This window comes from Phycisphaeraceae bacterium, from assembly GCA_040222855.1.
Lineage (GTDB): Bacteria > Planctomycetota > Phycisphaerae > Phycisphaerales > Phycisphaeraceae > Mucisphaera.
Genome location: JAVKCD010000003.1, coordinates 637,563 through 651,893, shown reverse-complemented (window position 1 = coordinate 651,893; position 14,331 = coordinate 637,563). Strand labels below are relative to the sequence as shown.

The window sequence follows — 14,331 nt, the reverse complement described above, 5'->3', positions numbered from 1 at the left end:
ACCTCCGCGATCGTCCTGACTTTTCTCTTGTCTCCCCATCGATCCCGAGTTACGCTCAAATCATATGGCCACTGCCTGAGGCACAACCCGGTTACCCAGCACCCGACATCGTCGCGAGCTGTAGGTCCGCTCCGAGCCAGCTCGTAGCCGGGTTAACTCCGCACGTTCATCGGACTCATCGATATCCCACGGCGCGATCACTCCGCCGATGAGCCACGGAAAGCCTCCATGTCATCACGAAATAAACGCCGTGACAACGACGACGGCTTCACCTGCATCCGCTGTCGTATGCACGTCTCTGGCGACCCCAGAGGCAGCCGACACCGCAACCACTGCCCCCTCTGCCTCTGGTCACGTCACGTCGACGAGGCCATCGGCGACCGACAGGCCACCTGCCGCGCTCCCATGGAACCCATCGCCATCCACACACGCGACGACGGCGAATGGTGCCTCATCCACCGCTGCACCGCCTGCAACACCTTCCGCACCAACCGCATCGCCGGCGACGACCAGGAGCTCGCCCTCCTCCAACTCGCCCTCCGGCCCCTCGCACGCCCTCCCTTCCCCCTTGATCACCTGCCGATAGCTGGCAGACCCCGAGGTCATCCATGACCTGACCGCCTACGCCTCCTCATCCTCCTCAATCCGCACGACCCTCGTCCGGTCCCTGCTGTAAACATGCACCTGCCCCGAAGCCTCCTTCTCAGCCTGACGACAAACCTTGTGCGCCCCATCACAATACGGCAGGTTCTGACTCAGTCCGCACGCACACACCCACACACTCTTGTCCTGTGGCGGAACCTCAATCGGACCCGTCGCCTCATGTCGAATCATTCTTGCCATCGTGATACCTTTCCAGATGAGTTGAGTTCATGCAGAAGCTCAAATAAACCCTGCATTTATGCCTGACAAACCAGGCCCAGGCGTTATAGTACGCCCCGCCTCTTGGAGTAGTGAGTGCGACGCAGCCGTAAGCCTATTGTCATCGCCTCGCGTGGGAGTGACCTCGCCCGTGTTCAAGCCCAACGCGTGGGCGCTGCGCTCGCCAAGCTCCATCCCAAACTCACCGTCGAGTTCCTCTGGATCGAATCCCACGGCGACCGCCTCGCCGACAGAGCCCTCAACGACGCCGGCGGAAAAGGACTCTTTACCCGAGCCGTCGACCAGAAAATCCTCGACGGTGCCGCCGACATCGCCGTTCACAGCCTCAAAGACCTGCCCGCCAAAGACACCCCGGGACTCGCCCTCGCCGCCATCCCCAAACGCAACGATACCCGCGATGTCCTCATCGCACCCAACGGCGCGACGAGCATCGCCGAACTCCCCAACGACGCCGTCTTCGGCACCAGCAGCCCAAGACGCCGTGCCCAACTTCTCCGCCTTCGTCCCAACCTCAACGTCAAACTCCTCCGCGGCAACGTCCCCACACGCCTCCAACGTGTCAACGATGGACACGATGGCATCACCTTCACCCTCATGGCCGCCGCCGGCCTCAAACGCCTCGGGCTGGCCGATCACCTCAAGCATCCCATACCGACCGACAACATCCTCCCCGCCGCCTGCCAGGGTGCCATCGCCCTCGTTATCCGGTCCGACGACCATGTCGCCCTCACTCGCTGCCTCCCCCTCAACAACGCCGTCTCAGCCGCCGAGGTCCACGCTGAACGCCAACTTCTCGCCGGCATCAACGCCGACTGCAACCTCCCCGTCGCCGTTCTCGCCGAGCAGATCAACCCCGGCCAGTTCCGCTTCCGAGCCCAGGTCTACGACGCCAACGGCACCACCTGCCTCTACCTCGACGAGCAAGCCAACACCAAATCCCTCCGTCGCGTCGTCGCCAAAGCCATTACCACTCTCCTCGACCAGGGAGTCGACCGCCTCTTAGCCACCCAACCCACGCCCACACGCCCAACCCCAGCTTGACTCAGGATCGTCACACGATCCGATATAGTGCATTACCCGCCAAGGCCACCCGGGCCCGTGGCTATCTTAAAACACTCCCTGATTTAGGAGACCGGCCGTGTCCACCCGCACGCCCACCGTCGGCGGTAACTGGAAAATGAACCTCCACCACGATGAGGCCATCGCTCTCGCCAAGGGCCTCGCCGCCCAGGCCGACACCTTCACTGGCGTCGAGGTCACCGTCTTCCCCGCCTTCCCCTACCTTCTCCCCGTCGCCGAAGCCTTGGCACCGTCCAAAATCCGCCTCGGGGCCCAGGACGCCTACACCCAGCCGAACGGTGCCTTCACCGGCGAAGTCAGCCTCTCCATGCTCAAAGACGCTGGCGTCTCCACCCTCCTCGTCGGTCACTCCGAGCGACGCCATGTCATCGGCGAGACCGATACCCTCGTCAACGAAAAAGTTCTCGCCGCCCTCGAAGCCGGGCTCGATGTTGATCTCTGCATCGGCGAGAAGCTCGAACAGCGCGAAGCCGGACAGACCGACGCCATCAACGCCGGCCAGCTCTCCCTCGGCCTCGCAGGCGTCACCGCCTCGCAGATGGCCAGCATCACCCTCGCCTACGAACCCGTCTGGGCCATCGGTACCGGCAAGACCGCCACCCCCCAGGACGCTCAGGCCGCCCACGCCGCCATCCGGAAAACCCTCGCCTTCCTCTACAACGACCAGGTCGCCCAGGCCGTCCGCATCCAATACGGCGGCTCCATGAAGCCCGCCAACGCCAAAGACCTCATCGGACAGCCTGATATCGACGGCGGACTCATCGGCGGGGCCGCCCTCAAAGCCGACGACTTCGCCGCCATCATCAAGGCCGCCATCTAAAACCCGACCTCAAATCGGGCTATACTCATCAATCGTACCTTACGGAGTGACCCTGTGATTCCTCTGATCGCCGTTTCCGCCCTCACCACCGCCCTGATGGTCGGCTTCCTGACCGTCGGCGTGGTGATGACCATGGTCGTCCTCATCCAACGCCCCAAAGGCGGCGGACTGGCAGGAGCCTTTGGCGGGGCCTCCACCGACGCAGCAGCCGTCTTCGGGGCCTCCATCGGCGACGTCCTCACCTGGATCACCGTCGGCTTCTTCGTCGTTTGGATCTTCCTCGCCATGGGCATGCAATGGTCCATCGCCGCAGAAATCAGCAGCATCGCCGCGCCCCCCGCCATCACCGAAACAGCCCCTGCCACCTCAACCGCCCCCGAAACAGCTCCCGCCCAACCCGATTCAACACCTACGCCCACTCAATAACCGCCTGCACTCTCACCCCCCATTGGCCAACGCATGATCCGATCCATGACAGGCTTCGGCAGCGCCTCCGAGGAGGCCGATGGCGTCCACTACGCCGTCGAAATCAAGAGCGTCAACAACCGCTACTTCAAAAGCCTCATCCGACTCCCCGATGAACTCGCCGAACGCGAATCCGATCTCGAATCGAGACTCCGCCAACGCTTCAGCCGAGGCTCCATCACCCTCACCGTCTTCCACCGCATCAGCGAAGCCCGGGCGATGTCTCGCATCAATGATGATGCCCTGCTCGAATACATCCGACACCTCGAAACCCTCCGCTCCAAAGTCGACGGCCAGTCTGTCCAGGTCGACCTCACCCAACTCCTCACCCTCCCAGGCGTCCTCCAGCCCTCCGAAGCCGAGCAACACCTCGCCGAACACTCCGCACCCGTCCTCCAACGCCTCATGAGTCTCGCCGCCGACCGGCTCGAAGCCATGCGCGCCACCGAAGGCAGCACCCTCGCCGTCGAACTCCTCGAAATCCGCCAGAGCATCATCGACCGCCTTGCCGAAGTCCGCGATCGTGCTCCCCACGTCGCCGAGGAATACCACGAACGCCTCAAAACACGAGTCAATCAGATGCTCGCCCGCGCCGAACTCGATGTCGCCCAAGTCGATCTCCTCCGCGAAGTCGCGATCTACGCCGACCGCATCGACATCAGCGAAGAAGTCTCACGCATCTCAGGACATCTCGGCCAGTTCGAGAAACTTGTCACCACAGGCGACGGTGAACCCGTCGGCCGACGACTCGACTTCCTCGCTCAGGAACTCCTCCGCGAAGCCAACACCATCGGCAGCAAGTCCAACGATGGCGCCATCAGCAGGGCGGTCGTCGAAATCAAGAGCTCCATCGATCGCATCAAGGAACAGGTCCAGAACGTGGAGTGACCCCATGACCGTCACCACCCGACTCATCATTCGCCTGACCTGTCTCTCACTGCTCATCATCTCTACAACTCTTGCCCAGCCCCGTGGCGTCCCCCTCCAGGCCAACCCCGACACCGTCGCCCTCGCCCCGCGCGACATCCTCACCCGGCTTGATGATGACGACTGGTCCGTCCGCGACACCGCCACCCGCGAACTCCTCACCAACCCCCGCATCGACCCTCAACGCCTCCACGAACTCATGACTCAGGCCACCACGCCCGAGCAGAAGCACCGCCTAATCGAGGTCGCCCACCACCACTTCGTCCAACGCCTCATCCGCGAAAACTTCGCCTGGGAAGGCGAAGGCTCCATCGGCATCATCCAACGTGAAGCCCCCTCCATCGAGATCGATGGCCAGCCCCGCGCCGGAATTTCCGTCATCCGCACCCTCCCCGGCCTTCCCGGCCACGAACGCCTCCGCGAAGGCGATCTCGTCGTCCAACTCGCTGGCGAATGGTTCGAAGAGGGATCCACTATGGAAGACTTCCAGGCCCACACCCGCAGCCAGCCCCCCGGCTCCATCCTCAGCCTCACCGTCCTCCGCGATGGCCAGACCCTCAGCCTCACCATCGAAACCGCCCCCCTCGAAGCACTCAGAGCCACCTATGAAGGCCCCAACTTCGGACTCACCGAAGGCCCCCTCCTCCTCTGGCATGCAGAGCGCCAACGACTTACCGGGGACACAATACCCCTCAACCAAGCCGCTGATCCCGCCATCACCCTCGAACCTCTCAACTCATCGTCGCTATAAACATCAGTCAATAATAGTTTTATATTATAAATTAACTGATGTTTTTCTCACCACATCAACAACACTGGACACCCGGCCGATCGTTATGTATGTTCTTTCTGTCACAACAGAAAGAACTGTAGCTATGAACCTCACCCCCGCCACCGAACGCTTCATCCTCCACTGGGGGGAAATGGGCACTCGCTGGGGCATCAACCGCACCGTCGCCCAGATCCACGCCCTCCTCTTCGTCTCCGAAAGCCCGCTCCCCGCCGACGAGATCGCCGCCACCCTCAAAGTCGCCCGCTCCAACGTCTCCAACTCCCTCCGCGAACTCCAGGGATGGGACGTCGTCAAAGTCGTCCACGTCATGGGCGACCGCCGCGACCACTTCGTCGCCGTCCAGGACGTCTGGGCCATGTGCCTCGCTATCCTCGATGAACGAAAAAAACGCGAGCTCGACCCCACCCTCGAAGCCCTCCGCGACTGCGTCGATGAAGCCCGCATCTCCGGCCGCGAAAGCCAGCACACCCAGGAACAACTCGAACAGCTCCTCGGTATGGTCGAGTCCATGAACGACTGGTACGCACGACTTCGGCGGCTCCCCAGCGGGGCCGTCCGAAGACTCTTCCAGATGGGCGACCAGGTCGGCCGCTGGCTCACCCCCGCCGGTGCCACCAAAGAGGAGGCAACCAGATGACCACCCAAACCCAGACACCTATCCACCACGCCGTCACCGGCAAACGCTACGAACGCACCCTCTGGATCGGCACCGCCGACCACGACGCCCTCGCCCAACGCCTCCACCCAGGACTCGAACTCGTCCGCCTCGGCGAACGCGGCTTCTGGTCCCTCGAAGCTACACCCGATGGCCTTCTCCCTCACCTACTCACCCAGGCCATGACCTCCGATGGCGACCTCATCCGCGGCCTCGCACCCGCCCAGATCAATGCCACCTCCGCCATCGACATCGCCGCCGCACAAGACCGCCTCGATCGACCCCACGCCTCCGTCTTCGCCACCGCCACCGACCTCCGCGAATGGCTCACCGCACCCATGTGGTCCCGCACCCTCGACACCCGCGACGGCTTCCTTATCGCCGCCCAACCTCTCCCCTGGCCCGACACCACCCAAGGCGTATGGTCCACCGCACCCCAGCCCCTCGACCCCGTCCTCGACCACATCTGGCAAACCCAGACACGACTCGAAGCGCGACTTACCCTCGTAGGCGTCGTCCGTACCCGCGAACTCATTCGCAAACCCCTCCTCAAAAACTCACTTACCCCCACCCCGGTCGCGCTCTCCGCCTGACTTAATCTCGCCCGCTACTCACCGATGCCAGCCCCTCACCACCCTGTGGCGTCGCGATGTCTGGCCGCAACTCCTGAAACTGCTGCTCCGTCAACCACAACAACCTACCTGACGCCAGCAACACCAGACGTGTCCGATCCCCCAACGGCTTCCACAACGACCACGCTGGCTGATAGAACGGCTCAGGCGTAAAAGCCACCCACCGGTAATCATTCTCGCCACCACGAAAACCCTGCACCTCCACATACCCATAAGACAACGGCCGCACACCCCCCTCAAACACCGGCTCCATCGTCCTCCCCACCCAACGCGCCGGCACCAAACGCTCCGGATGATTCCTCGCGTAGGTCTCAACCTCCGGGTAAATCTCCGACACCAAAGTAGCCTGCGCCCGCCAGTAAGACCGAATCGTCTGCGATGACGACCAGCACGCCGCCACGTTCAGCCCGAACGCCACAAACAAAGCCACCGACAACACCCGCGCGACCCCACGCATCGGATGCGACCACTGATGCAACGGATGAAAGGCAAGAAACACCCCACCGGTGAACGTCACCAGAGCAATCGTGAAGACCAGAGCTAGCCAGACAAGAATCATCTCGGGCAGCGGGCCTCGTAAGACCTCCCGCCGCGAGCGTCACATCTCAAGCACGCCGAGGCGGTGAGTCATCGTCCTCTGCGTCGTCCTCGGCGAGAACATCCTCACCGTCCTCAGACGACGCTTCATCACACTCGCTATCGTCCTCTTCCTCTTGCTCACTGCCATCCTCTTCCCAATAACCCTCCTCGGACCCATCCCCCTCATCAGCTTCCTCGTCCTCGTACTCAATCGCCTCCCCGTCCTCCTCCACCTCTTCGTCCGCTAACTCCGCCCCCTCGACCTCCTCTAGCGCCGCATCCGCCTCCGCCTGAGCCTTCATCGCCTCCCACTCATCCAGCGAAATATTCACCTCTCGGGCCTGGGCCGTCTTGTGGCCCCCCAGAATCCCCGACGCCTCCATCACCTCAATGATCCGCGACGCCCGCCCATAACCAATATTCAGCCGCCTCTGAATCAGTGACACCGACCCGCGATTCGACTCGATCACCACCTTCACCGCCTCGTCAAACATCGGATCACGCTCACTCAGGTCCGCATCCACCTCACCCCGTAACTGCACCAGCGACGGCTCGAAGTTCTGCTGAGCCTGCGTCTTGATGAACTTGCACGCCGCCCGGATCTCCGCGTCCTCCACCAGCGAACCCTGCGCCCGTGTCAGCTTGTTCGACCGTGGCGACAGATAAAGCATGTCCCCATGCCCCAGCAGCAACTCCCCACCCTTCTGATCCAGCACAATCCGGCTGTCCATTCCCGAAGCCACTTTGAACGCAATCCGCGACGGCATGTTCGACTTGATCAGCCCCGTCACCACATTCGCCTGCGGGCGCTGCGTCGCCAGAATCAGGTGAATCCCCACCGCGCGTGCCTTCTGCGCAACACGCACGATCGCTCCCTCCACCTCCTTGTTGGTCATCATCAGGTCCGCCAGCTCGTCAATCACAAACACGATGTAAGGCAGCTTCTTCGGGATCCGCGCCTCCTCCGCCTCACTACCCGGCTCCATCCGCTCCTTGATCTCTTCCCAACCCAGCTCGTTGTAACTCGAGATATCCCGAACCCCCACCTCCGCGAGCAGCTCGTACCGCTCGTCCATCTTCGTCACCGCCCACTCCAGAATCGACGCCGCCTTCGCCATCTCCGTCACCACCGGACACATCAGGTGAGGGATGTCCCGATACATCGACATCTCCACCATCTTCGGGTCCACCAGCACCAGCTTCAGCTCATCCGGCCGCTTCGTATACAAAAACGACATGATGATCGCGTTCATGCACACCGACTTGCCCGAACCCGTCGTCCCCGCAATCAGCACATGAGGCATCGCCGCCAGGTCCGACACCAAAGGCGTCCCCGAAGCATCCTTCCCAAGGAACATCGGCAGCTTCATCTTCCGCGTCTGATCCTCCGAACCCTGCATCAACTCCTTGAGCCTCACCCGCTCCTTCTTGAGATTCGGAACCTCAATCCCCACCGTGTCCTTCCCCGCCATGTTCGCCACCACACGAATATTCTGAGCTTTCAACGCCCGCGCCAGATCCGAATCCACCGCCTGGATCCGCGAGACCTTCGTCCCGGGGGCCAGCCGAACCTCAAACAGCGTGATCACCGGACCCGAATCAATCCCCACCACCTCGCCCTCAATCCGGTACTGCTGCAACGCCTTCTCCAGGTCCACCGCCTGCTCACGAACAATCGCCTCCTGCTCCGCCGTGAAATCACCCTCCGGCTCCATCAGAATATCCATCCCCGGGAACTGATAACCCTTCAGATCAATCTCCCGTGGCGGGGAACTGCTCTTACGCTGCTTCGGCGCAAAGTTGATCGGCAGCTGCGCCATCTTCGCCCGCAACTCATCAGGATCAAACTTCTTCCGACTCGACAGATAAGCCTCCGCGACCTCCGCCTCATCCTCGACGTCATCCTCCTCATCATCCGCACCCCCCTCGACCTCATCCTCGTCGTACTCCTCGTCCTCCTCCTCATCCTCGTACTCGTACTCCTCTTCGTCGTCCTCGTACCCCACCTCCTCAGCATCCGGATCGAAGGAGTGCGTCCCCGCAAACCCGCCCGCATCCTCATCAATATGATCCTCGTCCTCGACGACCTCACCCTTCCGCTTCTGCCGCGCCGCAGCCGACCGCTTCTTCGACGCCTCACGCATCCGCTCCAGTGGCGAAGCACCCCGCTCCCTAGGCCGCGTCATCTCACCCAACGCACCCACCGCGCCGCCCATCGCCCCCAACGCCACCGGCACCCCCACCCGCGCCCCGCGCCAGCTCAGCCCCATCAACCGAAGCGGCCACTCCACCGCCAGCTTCTCCTCCGTCACGATAGCCCCCACCCAGAACACCAACCCCAGGATCAGCACCGCCCCCACCAGCGAAAACCACCCAGTCAGCTCCATCGAGATCACCGCCGCCAACAACCCCCCCGGCCCCGGCACCGAAGCCGGCCCCGTGATCCCCCCAGGCGTCGCCGCCGCCACCAACGCACTCCCCGCCACCGCCATCAACACCAGCCCCACCCCACGCAGCGCCACATGACGCACCGGCACCCCAAACCCCCGCAACCCCAGATACGCCGCCAACCCCGCCACCAGAATCCACACCCCAGGCCCCAGCATCAGATAAGCCTTGTGCGCCAGATAAGCCCCGATCGGCCCCGCCAGGTTCTTGACCTCATCCCGTGTGACCCCCTCGGCAATGGTGGGGGGGTCCATCGCGTCATAACTCGCCAGCGACACCCCCAGCAGCACCACCAACACCACCCCCACCAGCCACAAAATCACCGGCACCGCCAACGACCCCGACCCCTCATCCGCTTTCGTCTTCCGCTTCGCAGCCATCAGTACTTAGGTCCTTCCCGCCCATCACGGGCGCACCACAACATTATCGGCGACTCCCCCTACTGAACGCCATACCTGCCAATCCGCTGAATCAGGGAGCCTGCAACTGCGTGATAGCCAGCGTCACGTCATCTTCATTCCCCATCACGCCATCAAGACCCGCCGACCGAATCTCCCACTCCTTGAAGTCAACCTCAACTATCCGTCCCCACGCATCAACTCCCAAATCTGCAACGTCACCCTCGGAGGCTCGGAGTTCATCGAGCCACGTGCTTTCATCCGGATGCCTCTCGAACTGCCTCTGGTACATCAGAAGGCCGTGCTCAACATCGCGTAGAACAAATCGAGTCTTTACGGCGTCGATGGTCTCTTGTGAAGGGGGAGGTGCCACAAAAAGAATCGCACCAGCGGCAGACAAAACCACAACCAGACAAAGCACTGCAAGCAGCAAATGAAACGTCTTTATCTTCTTTAGATTCATGTGATCTCACACCCCCGTACTCCCAAACCCTCCCCCGCCCCTTCCCGTCTCCTCAAGCACCTCCACCACCTCCCACACCACCCTAGGCACAGGCGTCACCACCATCTGCGCGATCCGCATCCCACGCTCCACCACAAACGCCTTCCCACCATGATTAATCAGCGGGACACCCACCTCGCCCCGGTAGTCCGCATCAATCGTCCCCGGCGCATTCGGCATCGAGATCCCGAACTTCAAACCCAACCCCGACCTCGGGCGCACCTGAGCCTCATACCCCACCGGCACCGCCATCGCGAAACCACACGGAATCAACGCAATCCGACCCGGCTCGATCGTCACAGGCGTCTCCGCACCCACCGCCGCATGCAAATCCATCCCCGCCGCATGCTCCGTCCCATACGAAGGCACCGGCAGCCCCCGCCCATGCTCCAGCCATCGCATCGACACCTCAACCACCGCCTGCTCCGTCACATTCATCTTCATCCCCCCAGCATAACCCCTCCGGCACCACGCTCGGGTGCCACAGGGCAGTTCGGTCCTCCGAATGCCCTGTACTGTCACCATCAACCTTTCCATCCCCTCTCAACCTTAAAAAGTGGAGGGGGTGGGGGGACTCACCATTTCCCCGCCAACATCCGCTCAATCGCCACCGCCAAACCATCCTCCTCATTCGACTCCGTTACCTGATGCGCTTCCGCCTTCACATGTCCAGGCGCGTTCCCCATCGCGACTGACAACCCCGCTCCCCGCAGCATCGGCAGATCGTTCACCTGATCCCCCACCACCGCCACCTCACCCACCTCAATCCCCCGCTCCACAGCCAGCCGCTCCAACGCCGTCCACTTCGTCACCCCCGCTGGAAACACCTCAAGCAGGTGATACATCCGCTCACCGTCCGGGGCTGGAATCGTCGCGAAATGATGCGTCTCCACCGCGTCCCCCAACGCCCGCTGCACTCGCCCGTACGACCCCTCGATCGACTCCCGAAACCCCACCACACTCAGCCGCAGACACCCCTCAAAATCCCCCGCCACAGGCGACCTCACCTCCCGGTAAGGCGTCCCGTTATGCTCAAACCACCACGTCGTCTCACCCTGAATCTCGCCCGCCCCTGTGATCATGTACTCATACCCCGCCACATCCGGATCGCGAAACACCAGCAGCGCCTGCGGCAACCCCCACAACAGGTCCAGCGACCGCCGCAGCAACCCGTCCGGGATCGTCCGCGCCTCGTGCGTATGACCATCCGACAGCCGAGCCGTGTGCGCACCGGTCAGAAACACCCCAAGGTCCAACGCCCCCACATGCCCGATCACCCGCCGCGCCTCCCGCCACGTCCGACCCGTACACGGCACCACCAACACCCCAGCCGCCACCGCCGCCTCGATCGCCCCCACCACCCGATCCGACACCGTCGAATCCCCCCGCAACAACGTCCCATCCAGGTCCACACCAATCATCCGGTACTTCATCCCCCAACCATAAACGATCCATAACCATCAAACGCAGACGCAGACCTCTACAGGCCTCTGTACCGGAGAAATGCTCTATCTCTCTCAAGCTGCCCGCACCCAAGGCAACAGGGTTCACAGCGGAGCATCACCTTGATCAGCAATACCAGCGGGGGGCTGCTTAGTCGAGGTCGGTGGTGAGCATGTGGAGGAGTTCGTTGAGTTCGGAGGCGGCTTTTTCGTCCTGAGCTTTGGCAGCGCGGTTGCGGCCAGACGTGGCGGCTTCGATGGCTGCGGGGGTTTCGCCCAGGTCGGCGAGGGCTTTGGCTTTTTGGAAGTAAGCGTAGAACTCGTCGGGGTTGAGTTCCAGGGTTTTGTCGAGCCAGATGATGGCTTCGGCGGGGTCATCGGCCTTGGTGTGTTCGAGCGCGATCGCGTAGGTGAGGAAGGGGTCCTTGGGGTCGAGGTCGTGGAGTTTCTGCAGTTGGGGGAGTCGGTCGCTCATAGGAGAGAGGTTAGAGGATTCGACGCGGGATGGGTGAGTGAAACCCTTGGATCCGTGGGCTCACTGCGCTCGTCCTCGGCCATCCGATGGCGAGAGATCAGTGCAGAAAGGGGGGGGTGGCGTCGGCCGGAAGGGAGATTGGGGCGGCCGTGGGTGTTTAGCCGGTTTTGTGCCGGCGGGGGGGTGCGTTGAGGGTGAGGTGGGGCTGGAGGAGGGCGATGATGAGGATGAAGGCAAGGGCGGCCGCGGCGAGGGCGAGGGTGAGGTCGAGAGGGGTGCCCTGATCGGCGAAGCGGCTCAGGAGAGCGAGGGCGAGGAGGAAGAGGGCGGGTGCCAGCAGGGCGACGTAGCTGGGCAGGGCGAGGTGGGTGCGGGGCATGGTGGGAACTTCGAGTGTCACGATGATGAACTCTACCCCGGCGGTGGGGTGGGATCGAGAATTTTTGGGCTTTGAGGGCGGAAAAGGGGGTTGTCCGAGGTGAGAGTTCGTTGGGTCCCGGGTTCGCTGCACTCGACTCCGGCCACTCGGGCGGTTGCTGGGCGGGGTGGGGATTTTTCTTTAGGGTGAAGGCTCAGCGGGATTTATGGTGTTTTGGCGGGAGGTCCGATAGTCTTGTTTATGCGCGTTGGTGTGATCAGTGATACGCATGACCGGCTGCCGACATTTCGTCGGGCGATGGCTATGTTCCGTCAGGTGGGGGTGGGGGCCGTGTTTCATGCGGGCGATTTCGTGGCTCCATTTGCGGCGAAGTTGCTGTTGCCTGAGGTCAGCGGGCTCGGGGAAACGCCTGTTCATTGCGTACTGGGGAACAACGATGGGGAGCGTGCGGGGTTGAAGGCGATGCTGCCGCAGGTGGTGGAGGGGTCGTTGCGGGTGGAGGTGGGGGGGCGCGTGGTGGTGATGTCGCACTTCATTGAGTGGCTGCGGCCTGAGGAGATGATGGGGGCAGATGTGGTGATCACGGGGCACACGCACGAGGCGGGGCATGAGGTCGTGGAGGTGGGAGGACAGCAGCAGTTGCGCCTGAATCCCGGGGAGTGTTGCGGGTGGGTGACGGATCGATGCACGGTGGCGTTGCTGGACCTGGAGACGCTGAAGGCGGATGTGGTGGAGGTGTACGCGGGGCCTTAGGGGCCTGCGTCAGGAGGTGAGGGGAGGGTTCAGGGTTGGGGTTGGCGGAGGGCTTGTTTGGGGGTTCTGTTGGAGAAGTAGAGGCCCCAGTGTTTTTCAGCTCCGTCGGCGTGTTCGTCGCCTTTCCATTTTTCGTCGAAGGCCTGGAAGAAGAAGTTGGGGATTTTTTCGGCTGTGGTCCAGTCGACGAACTCGCGGTAGAAGGTGGTCTGGTTGGCTTCGCTGGCGACGCCTGTGATGAGCTCGCCTTCTTCGCCAGCTTTGCGTGAGGTGGTGGCCCACCCGGCTTCGCCTATGACAAACTGGTGATCGGGGTGGGTGGTGGTGCCCTGGTTGTATTGATCGCGGGTCCAGTCGAGGGCGGTGTCGAGGGACTGTTTGTTCCACATGGCGTAGATGTGGGTCATGATGAAGTCGAGCTCATCGGCGAGGGGTTTACTCTCAGGGGTGGCCCAGTAGGTGGAGACGTCGGCGGTGGAGACGGGCGCGGAGGTGTGGGCGCGGGCATGGCGGATGTAGTTGATGAGGACAGGGAGCTGGACGGGGTGGAAGGACCAGTCGACCTGGGTTTCGTTGCCGATCGTGACGGCGGCGACGATGTCGGGGTATTGGTTGGCGAGTCGGATGGCGGTTTGGACTTCGGCCTGGTTGTTGGCGATGGTCTCGGGGAAGGTTTCCAGAGGGTTGCCGCCTTCGTCTAGGCTGGTTTCGGTGGCGATCCAGGCGCCGACGACGACCTTGAGGGGCAGGTCGTGTTCGCGGATGAGTTGGAGGCTGGTTTCGGTGGCTCCGCGGGCACCGTACATGCGGAGCATGTTCCAGTGTCGGGTGATGATGTGGAGGTCTTCGAGGACCTGGTCGGGGGTGGGTTGGAGGCCATCGGGGGACTGACCGTCGCGGTGGGGTCCGTAGCAGATGGCTTCGCCGGCCCACTGACCATTGACGGTGGGGTCGAAGGGTCGTTTGATGAACGGGCTCTGGCGCGGATGGCCGGGCTCGGCGGGGGGTTGAGCGATGGCGGGGGAGAGGAAGGTGAGGAATGCGAGGATGATCGTGAGGGAGCGAGGCATGGTTTTTCTCCATGTGCGATGAGGGTCAACT

18 protein-coding genes are annotated in these 14,331 nt (G+C 62.6%); 9 read left to right on the top strand and 9 right to left on the bottom strand.

Annotation, left to right across the window (positions count from 1 at the left end):
* Window positions 1–228 precede the first annotated feature (228 nt).
* On the top strand, window positions 229–612 hold the full coding sequence (locus tag RIG82_02950; GenBank protein MEQ9459901.1) for an RNHCP domain-containing protein: 384 nt from the start codon (window positions 229–231) through the stop codon (window positions 610–612).
* Window positions 613–621: 9 nt separating this feature from the next.
* Here RIG82_02950 and RIG82_02945 read toward each other — a convergent pair whose 3' ends face one another.
* A complete protein-coding gene (locus tag RIG82_02945) occupies window positions 622–834 on the bottom strand; it encodes a CDGSH iron-sulfur domain-containing protein (GenBank protein MEQ9459900.1) in 213 nt (70 codons plus the stop codon).
* 123 nt (window positions 835–957) lie between these two features.
* Between RIG82_02945 and hemC the strand changes: the two genes are divergently transcribed.
* The 7 genes from hemC to RIG82_02910 all read left to right on the top strand — a co-directional run bounded on the left by hemC (window position 958) and on the right by RIG82_02910 (window position 6,215).
* Entirely contained in the window at window positions 958–1,923 is a 966-nt protein-coding gene (hemC, locus tag RIG82_02940; GenBank protein MEQ9459899.1) for a hydroxymethylbilane synthase, read from the top strand.
* A gap of 97 nt (window positions 1,924–2,020) precedes the next feature.
* Window positions 2,021–2,782 carry a triose-phosphate isomerase gene (tpiA, locus tag RIG82_02935; protein ID MEQ9459898.1) on the top strand — a complete coding sequence of 254 codons (762 nt, stop codon included), beginning with the start codon at window positions 2,021–2,023 and terminating at the stop codon, window positions 2,780–2,782.
* A 54-nt stretch (window positions 2,783–2,836) separates the two neighbouring features.
* Entirely contained in the window at window positions 2,837–3,208 is a 372-nt protein-coding gene (gene secG, locus RIG82_02930) for a preprotein translocase subunit SecG (protein MEQ9459897.1), read from the top strand.
* A gap of 33 nt (window positions 3,209–3,241) precedes the next feature.
* Window positions 3,242–4,135 carry a YicC/YloC family endoribonuclease gene (locus tag RIG82_02925; protein MEQ9459896.1) on the top strand — a complete coding sequence of 298 codons (894 nt, stop codon included), beginning with the start codon at window positions 3,242–3,244 and terminating at the stop codon, window positions 4,133–4,135.
* A 4-nt stretch (window positions 4,136–4,139) separates the two neighbouring features.
* Window positions 4,140–4,925, top strand: coding sequence for a hypothetical protein (locus tag RIG82_02920; protein MEQ9459895.1), 786 nt, complete (start codon window positions 4,140–4,142; stop codon window positions 4,923–4,925).
* Between the two features lie 124 nt (window positions 4,926–5,049).
* On the top strand, window positions 5,050–5,604 hold the full coding sequence (locus RIG82_02915) for an ArsR family transcriptional regulator (GenBank protein ID MEQ9459894.1): 555 nt from the start codon (window positions 5,050–5,052) through the stop codon (window positions 5,602–5,604).
* On the top strand, window positions 5,601–6,215 hold the full coding sequence (locus RIG82_02910; protein MEQ9459893.1) for a hypothetical protein: 615 nt from the start codon (window positions 5,601–5,603) through the stop codon (window positions 6,213–6,215). Before RIG82_02915 ends, RIG82_02910 begins: the two co-directional genes overlap by 4 nt.
* Window position 6,216: 1 nt before the next feature.
* Here RIG82_02910 and RIG82_02905 read toward each other — a convergent pair whose 3' ends face one another.
* From RIG82_02905 to RIG82_02875, 7 genes are all read right to left on the bottom strand, one after another.
* Complete coding sequence (locus RIG82_02905; GenBank protein MEQ9459892.1) at window positions 6,217–6,813, bottom strand: hypothetical protein; 597 nt, start codon at window positions 6,811–6,813, stop codon at window positions 6,217–6,219.
* Window positions 6,814–6,859: 46 nt separating this feature from the next.
* Window positions 6,860–9,661, bottom strand: a complete 2,802-nt coding sequence (locus RIG82_02900; protein MEQ9459891.1) for a DNA translocase FtsK 4TM domain-containing protein — start codon at window positions 9,659–9,661, stop codon at window positions 6,860–6,862.
* Window positions 9,662–9,752: 91 nt separating this feature from the next.
* Window positions 9,753–10,142, bottom strand: coding sequence for a hypothetical protein (locus tag RIG82_02895; protein MEQ9459890.1), 390 nt, complete (start codon window positions 10,140–10,142; stop codon window positions 9,753–9,755).
* Window positions 10,143–10,148: 6 nt separating this feature from the next.
* A complete protein-coding gene (gene dut, locus RIG82_02890) occupies window positions 10,149–10,625 on the bottom strand; it encodes a dUTP diphosphatase (GenBank protein MEQ9459889.1) in 477 nt (158 codons plus the stop codon).
* A gap of 131 nt (window positions 10,626–10,756) precedes the next feature.
* Window positions 10,757–11,614, bottom strand: a complete 858-nt coding sequence (locus tag RIG82_02885) for an HAD family hydrolase (protein MEQ9459888.1) — start codon at window positions 11,612–11,614, stop codon at window positions 10,757–10,759.
* A 160-nt stretch (window positions 11,615–11,774) separates the two neighbouring features.
* The gene (locus RIG82_02880) at window positions 11,775–12,098 is read right to left on the bottom strand and encodes a hypothetical protein (GenBank protein ID MEQ9459887.1); all 324 of its coding nucleotides are present in this window, start codon (window positions 12,096–12,098) and stop codon (window positions 11,775–11,777) included.
* Window positions 12,099–12,255: 157 nt separating this feature from the next.
* A complete protein-coding gene (locus RIG82_02875; protein ID MEQ9459886.1) occupies window positions 12,256–12,477 on the bottom strand; it encodes a hypothetical protein in 222 nt (73 codons plus the stop codon).
* A gap of 240 nt (window positions 12,478–12,717) precedes the next feature.
* Here RIG82_02875 and RIG82_02870 point away from each other — a divergent pair, with 240 nt between their 5' ends.
* Entirely contained in the window at window positions 12,718–13,230 is a 513-nt protein-coding gene (locus RIG82_02870) for a YfcE family phosphodiesterase (protein ID MEQ9459885.1), read from the top strand.
* Window positions 13,231–13,259: 29 nt separating this feature from the next.
* On the opposite strand, the gene RIG82_02865 is transcribed toward RIG82_02870, so the two are convergent.
* Window positions 13,260–14,300, bottom strand: a complete 1,041-nt coding sequence (locus RIG82_02865) for a glycosyl hydrolase family 17 protein (protein ID MEQ9459884.1) — start codon at window positions 14,298–14,300, stop codon at window positions 13,260–13,262.
* Window positions 14,301–14,331 lie beyond the last annotated feature (31 nt).

Coding starts and splice junctions, on each gene's coding strand:
- RIG82_02950 (MEQ9459901.1), top strand. CDS start 229: ATGTCATCACGAAATAAACGCCGTGACAACGACGACGGCTTCACCTGC.
- RIG82_02875 (MEQ9459886.1), bottom strand. CDS start 12,477: ATGCCCCGCACCCACCTCGCCCTGCCCAGCTACGTCGCCCTGCTGGCA.
- RIG82_02865 (MEQ9459884.1), bottom strand. CDS start 14,300: ATGCCTCGCTCCCTCACGATCATCCTCGCATTCCTCACCTTCCTCTCC.
- RIG82_02945 (MEQ9459900.1), bottom strand. CDS start 834: ATGATTCGACATGAGGCGACGGGTCCGATTGAGGTTCCGCCACAGGAC.
- RIG82_02870 (MEQ9459885.1), top strand. CDS start 12,718: ATGCGCGTTGGTGTGATCAGTGATACGCATGACCGGCTGCCGACATTT.
- RIG82_02915 (MEQ9459894.1), top strand. CDS start 5,050: ATGAACCTCACCCCCGCCACCGAACGCTTCATCCTCCACTGGGGGGAA.
- RIG82_02885 (MEQ9459888.1), bottom strand. CDS start 11,614: ATGAAGTACCGGATGATTGGTGTGGACCTGGATGGGACGTTGTTGCGG.
- RIG82_02920 (MEQ9459895.1), top strand. CDS start 4,140: ATGACCGTCACCACCCGACTCATCATTCGCCTGACCTGTCTCTCACTG.
- RIG82_02910 (MEQ9459893.1), top strand. CDS start 5,601: ATGACCACCCAAACCCAGACACCTATCCACCACGCCGTCACCGGCAAA.
- RIG82_02905 (MEQ9459892.1), bottom strand. CDS start 6,813: ATGATTCTTGTCTGGCTAGCTCTGGTCTTCACGATTGCTCTGGTGACG.
- RIG82_02925 (MEQ9459896.1), top strand. CDS start 3,242: ATGATCCGATCCATGACAGGCTTCGGCAGCGCCTCCGAGGAGGCCGAT.
- RIG82_02895 (MEQ9459890.1), bottom strand. CDS start 10,142: ATGAATCTAAAGAAGATAAAGACGTTTCATTTGCTGCTTGCAGTGCTT.
- RIG82_02880 (MEQ9459887.1), bottom strand. CDS start 12,098: ATGAGCGACCGACTCCCCCAACTGCAGAAACTCCACGACCTCGACCCC.
- RIG82_02900 (MEQ9459891.1), bottom strand. CDS start 9,661: ATGGCTGCGAAGCGGAAGACGAAAGCGGATGAGGGGTCGGGGTCGTTG.
- dut (MEQ9459889.1), bottom strand. CDS start 10,625: ATGAAGATGAATGTGACGGAGCAGGCGGTGGTTGAGGTGTCGATGCGA.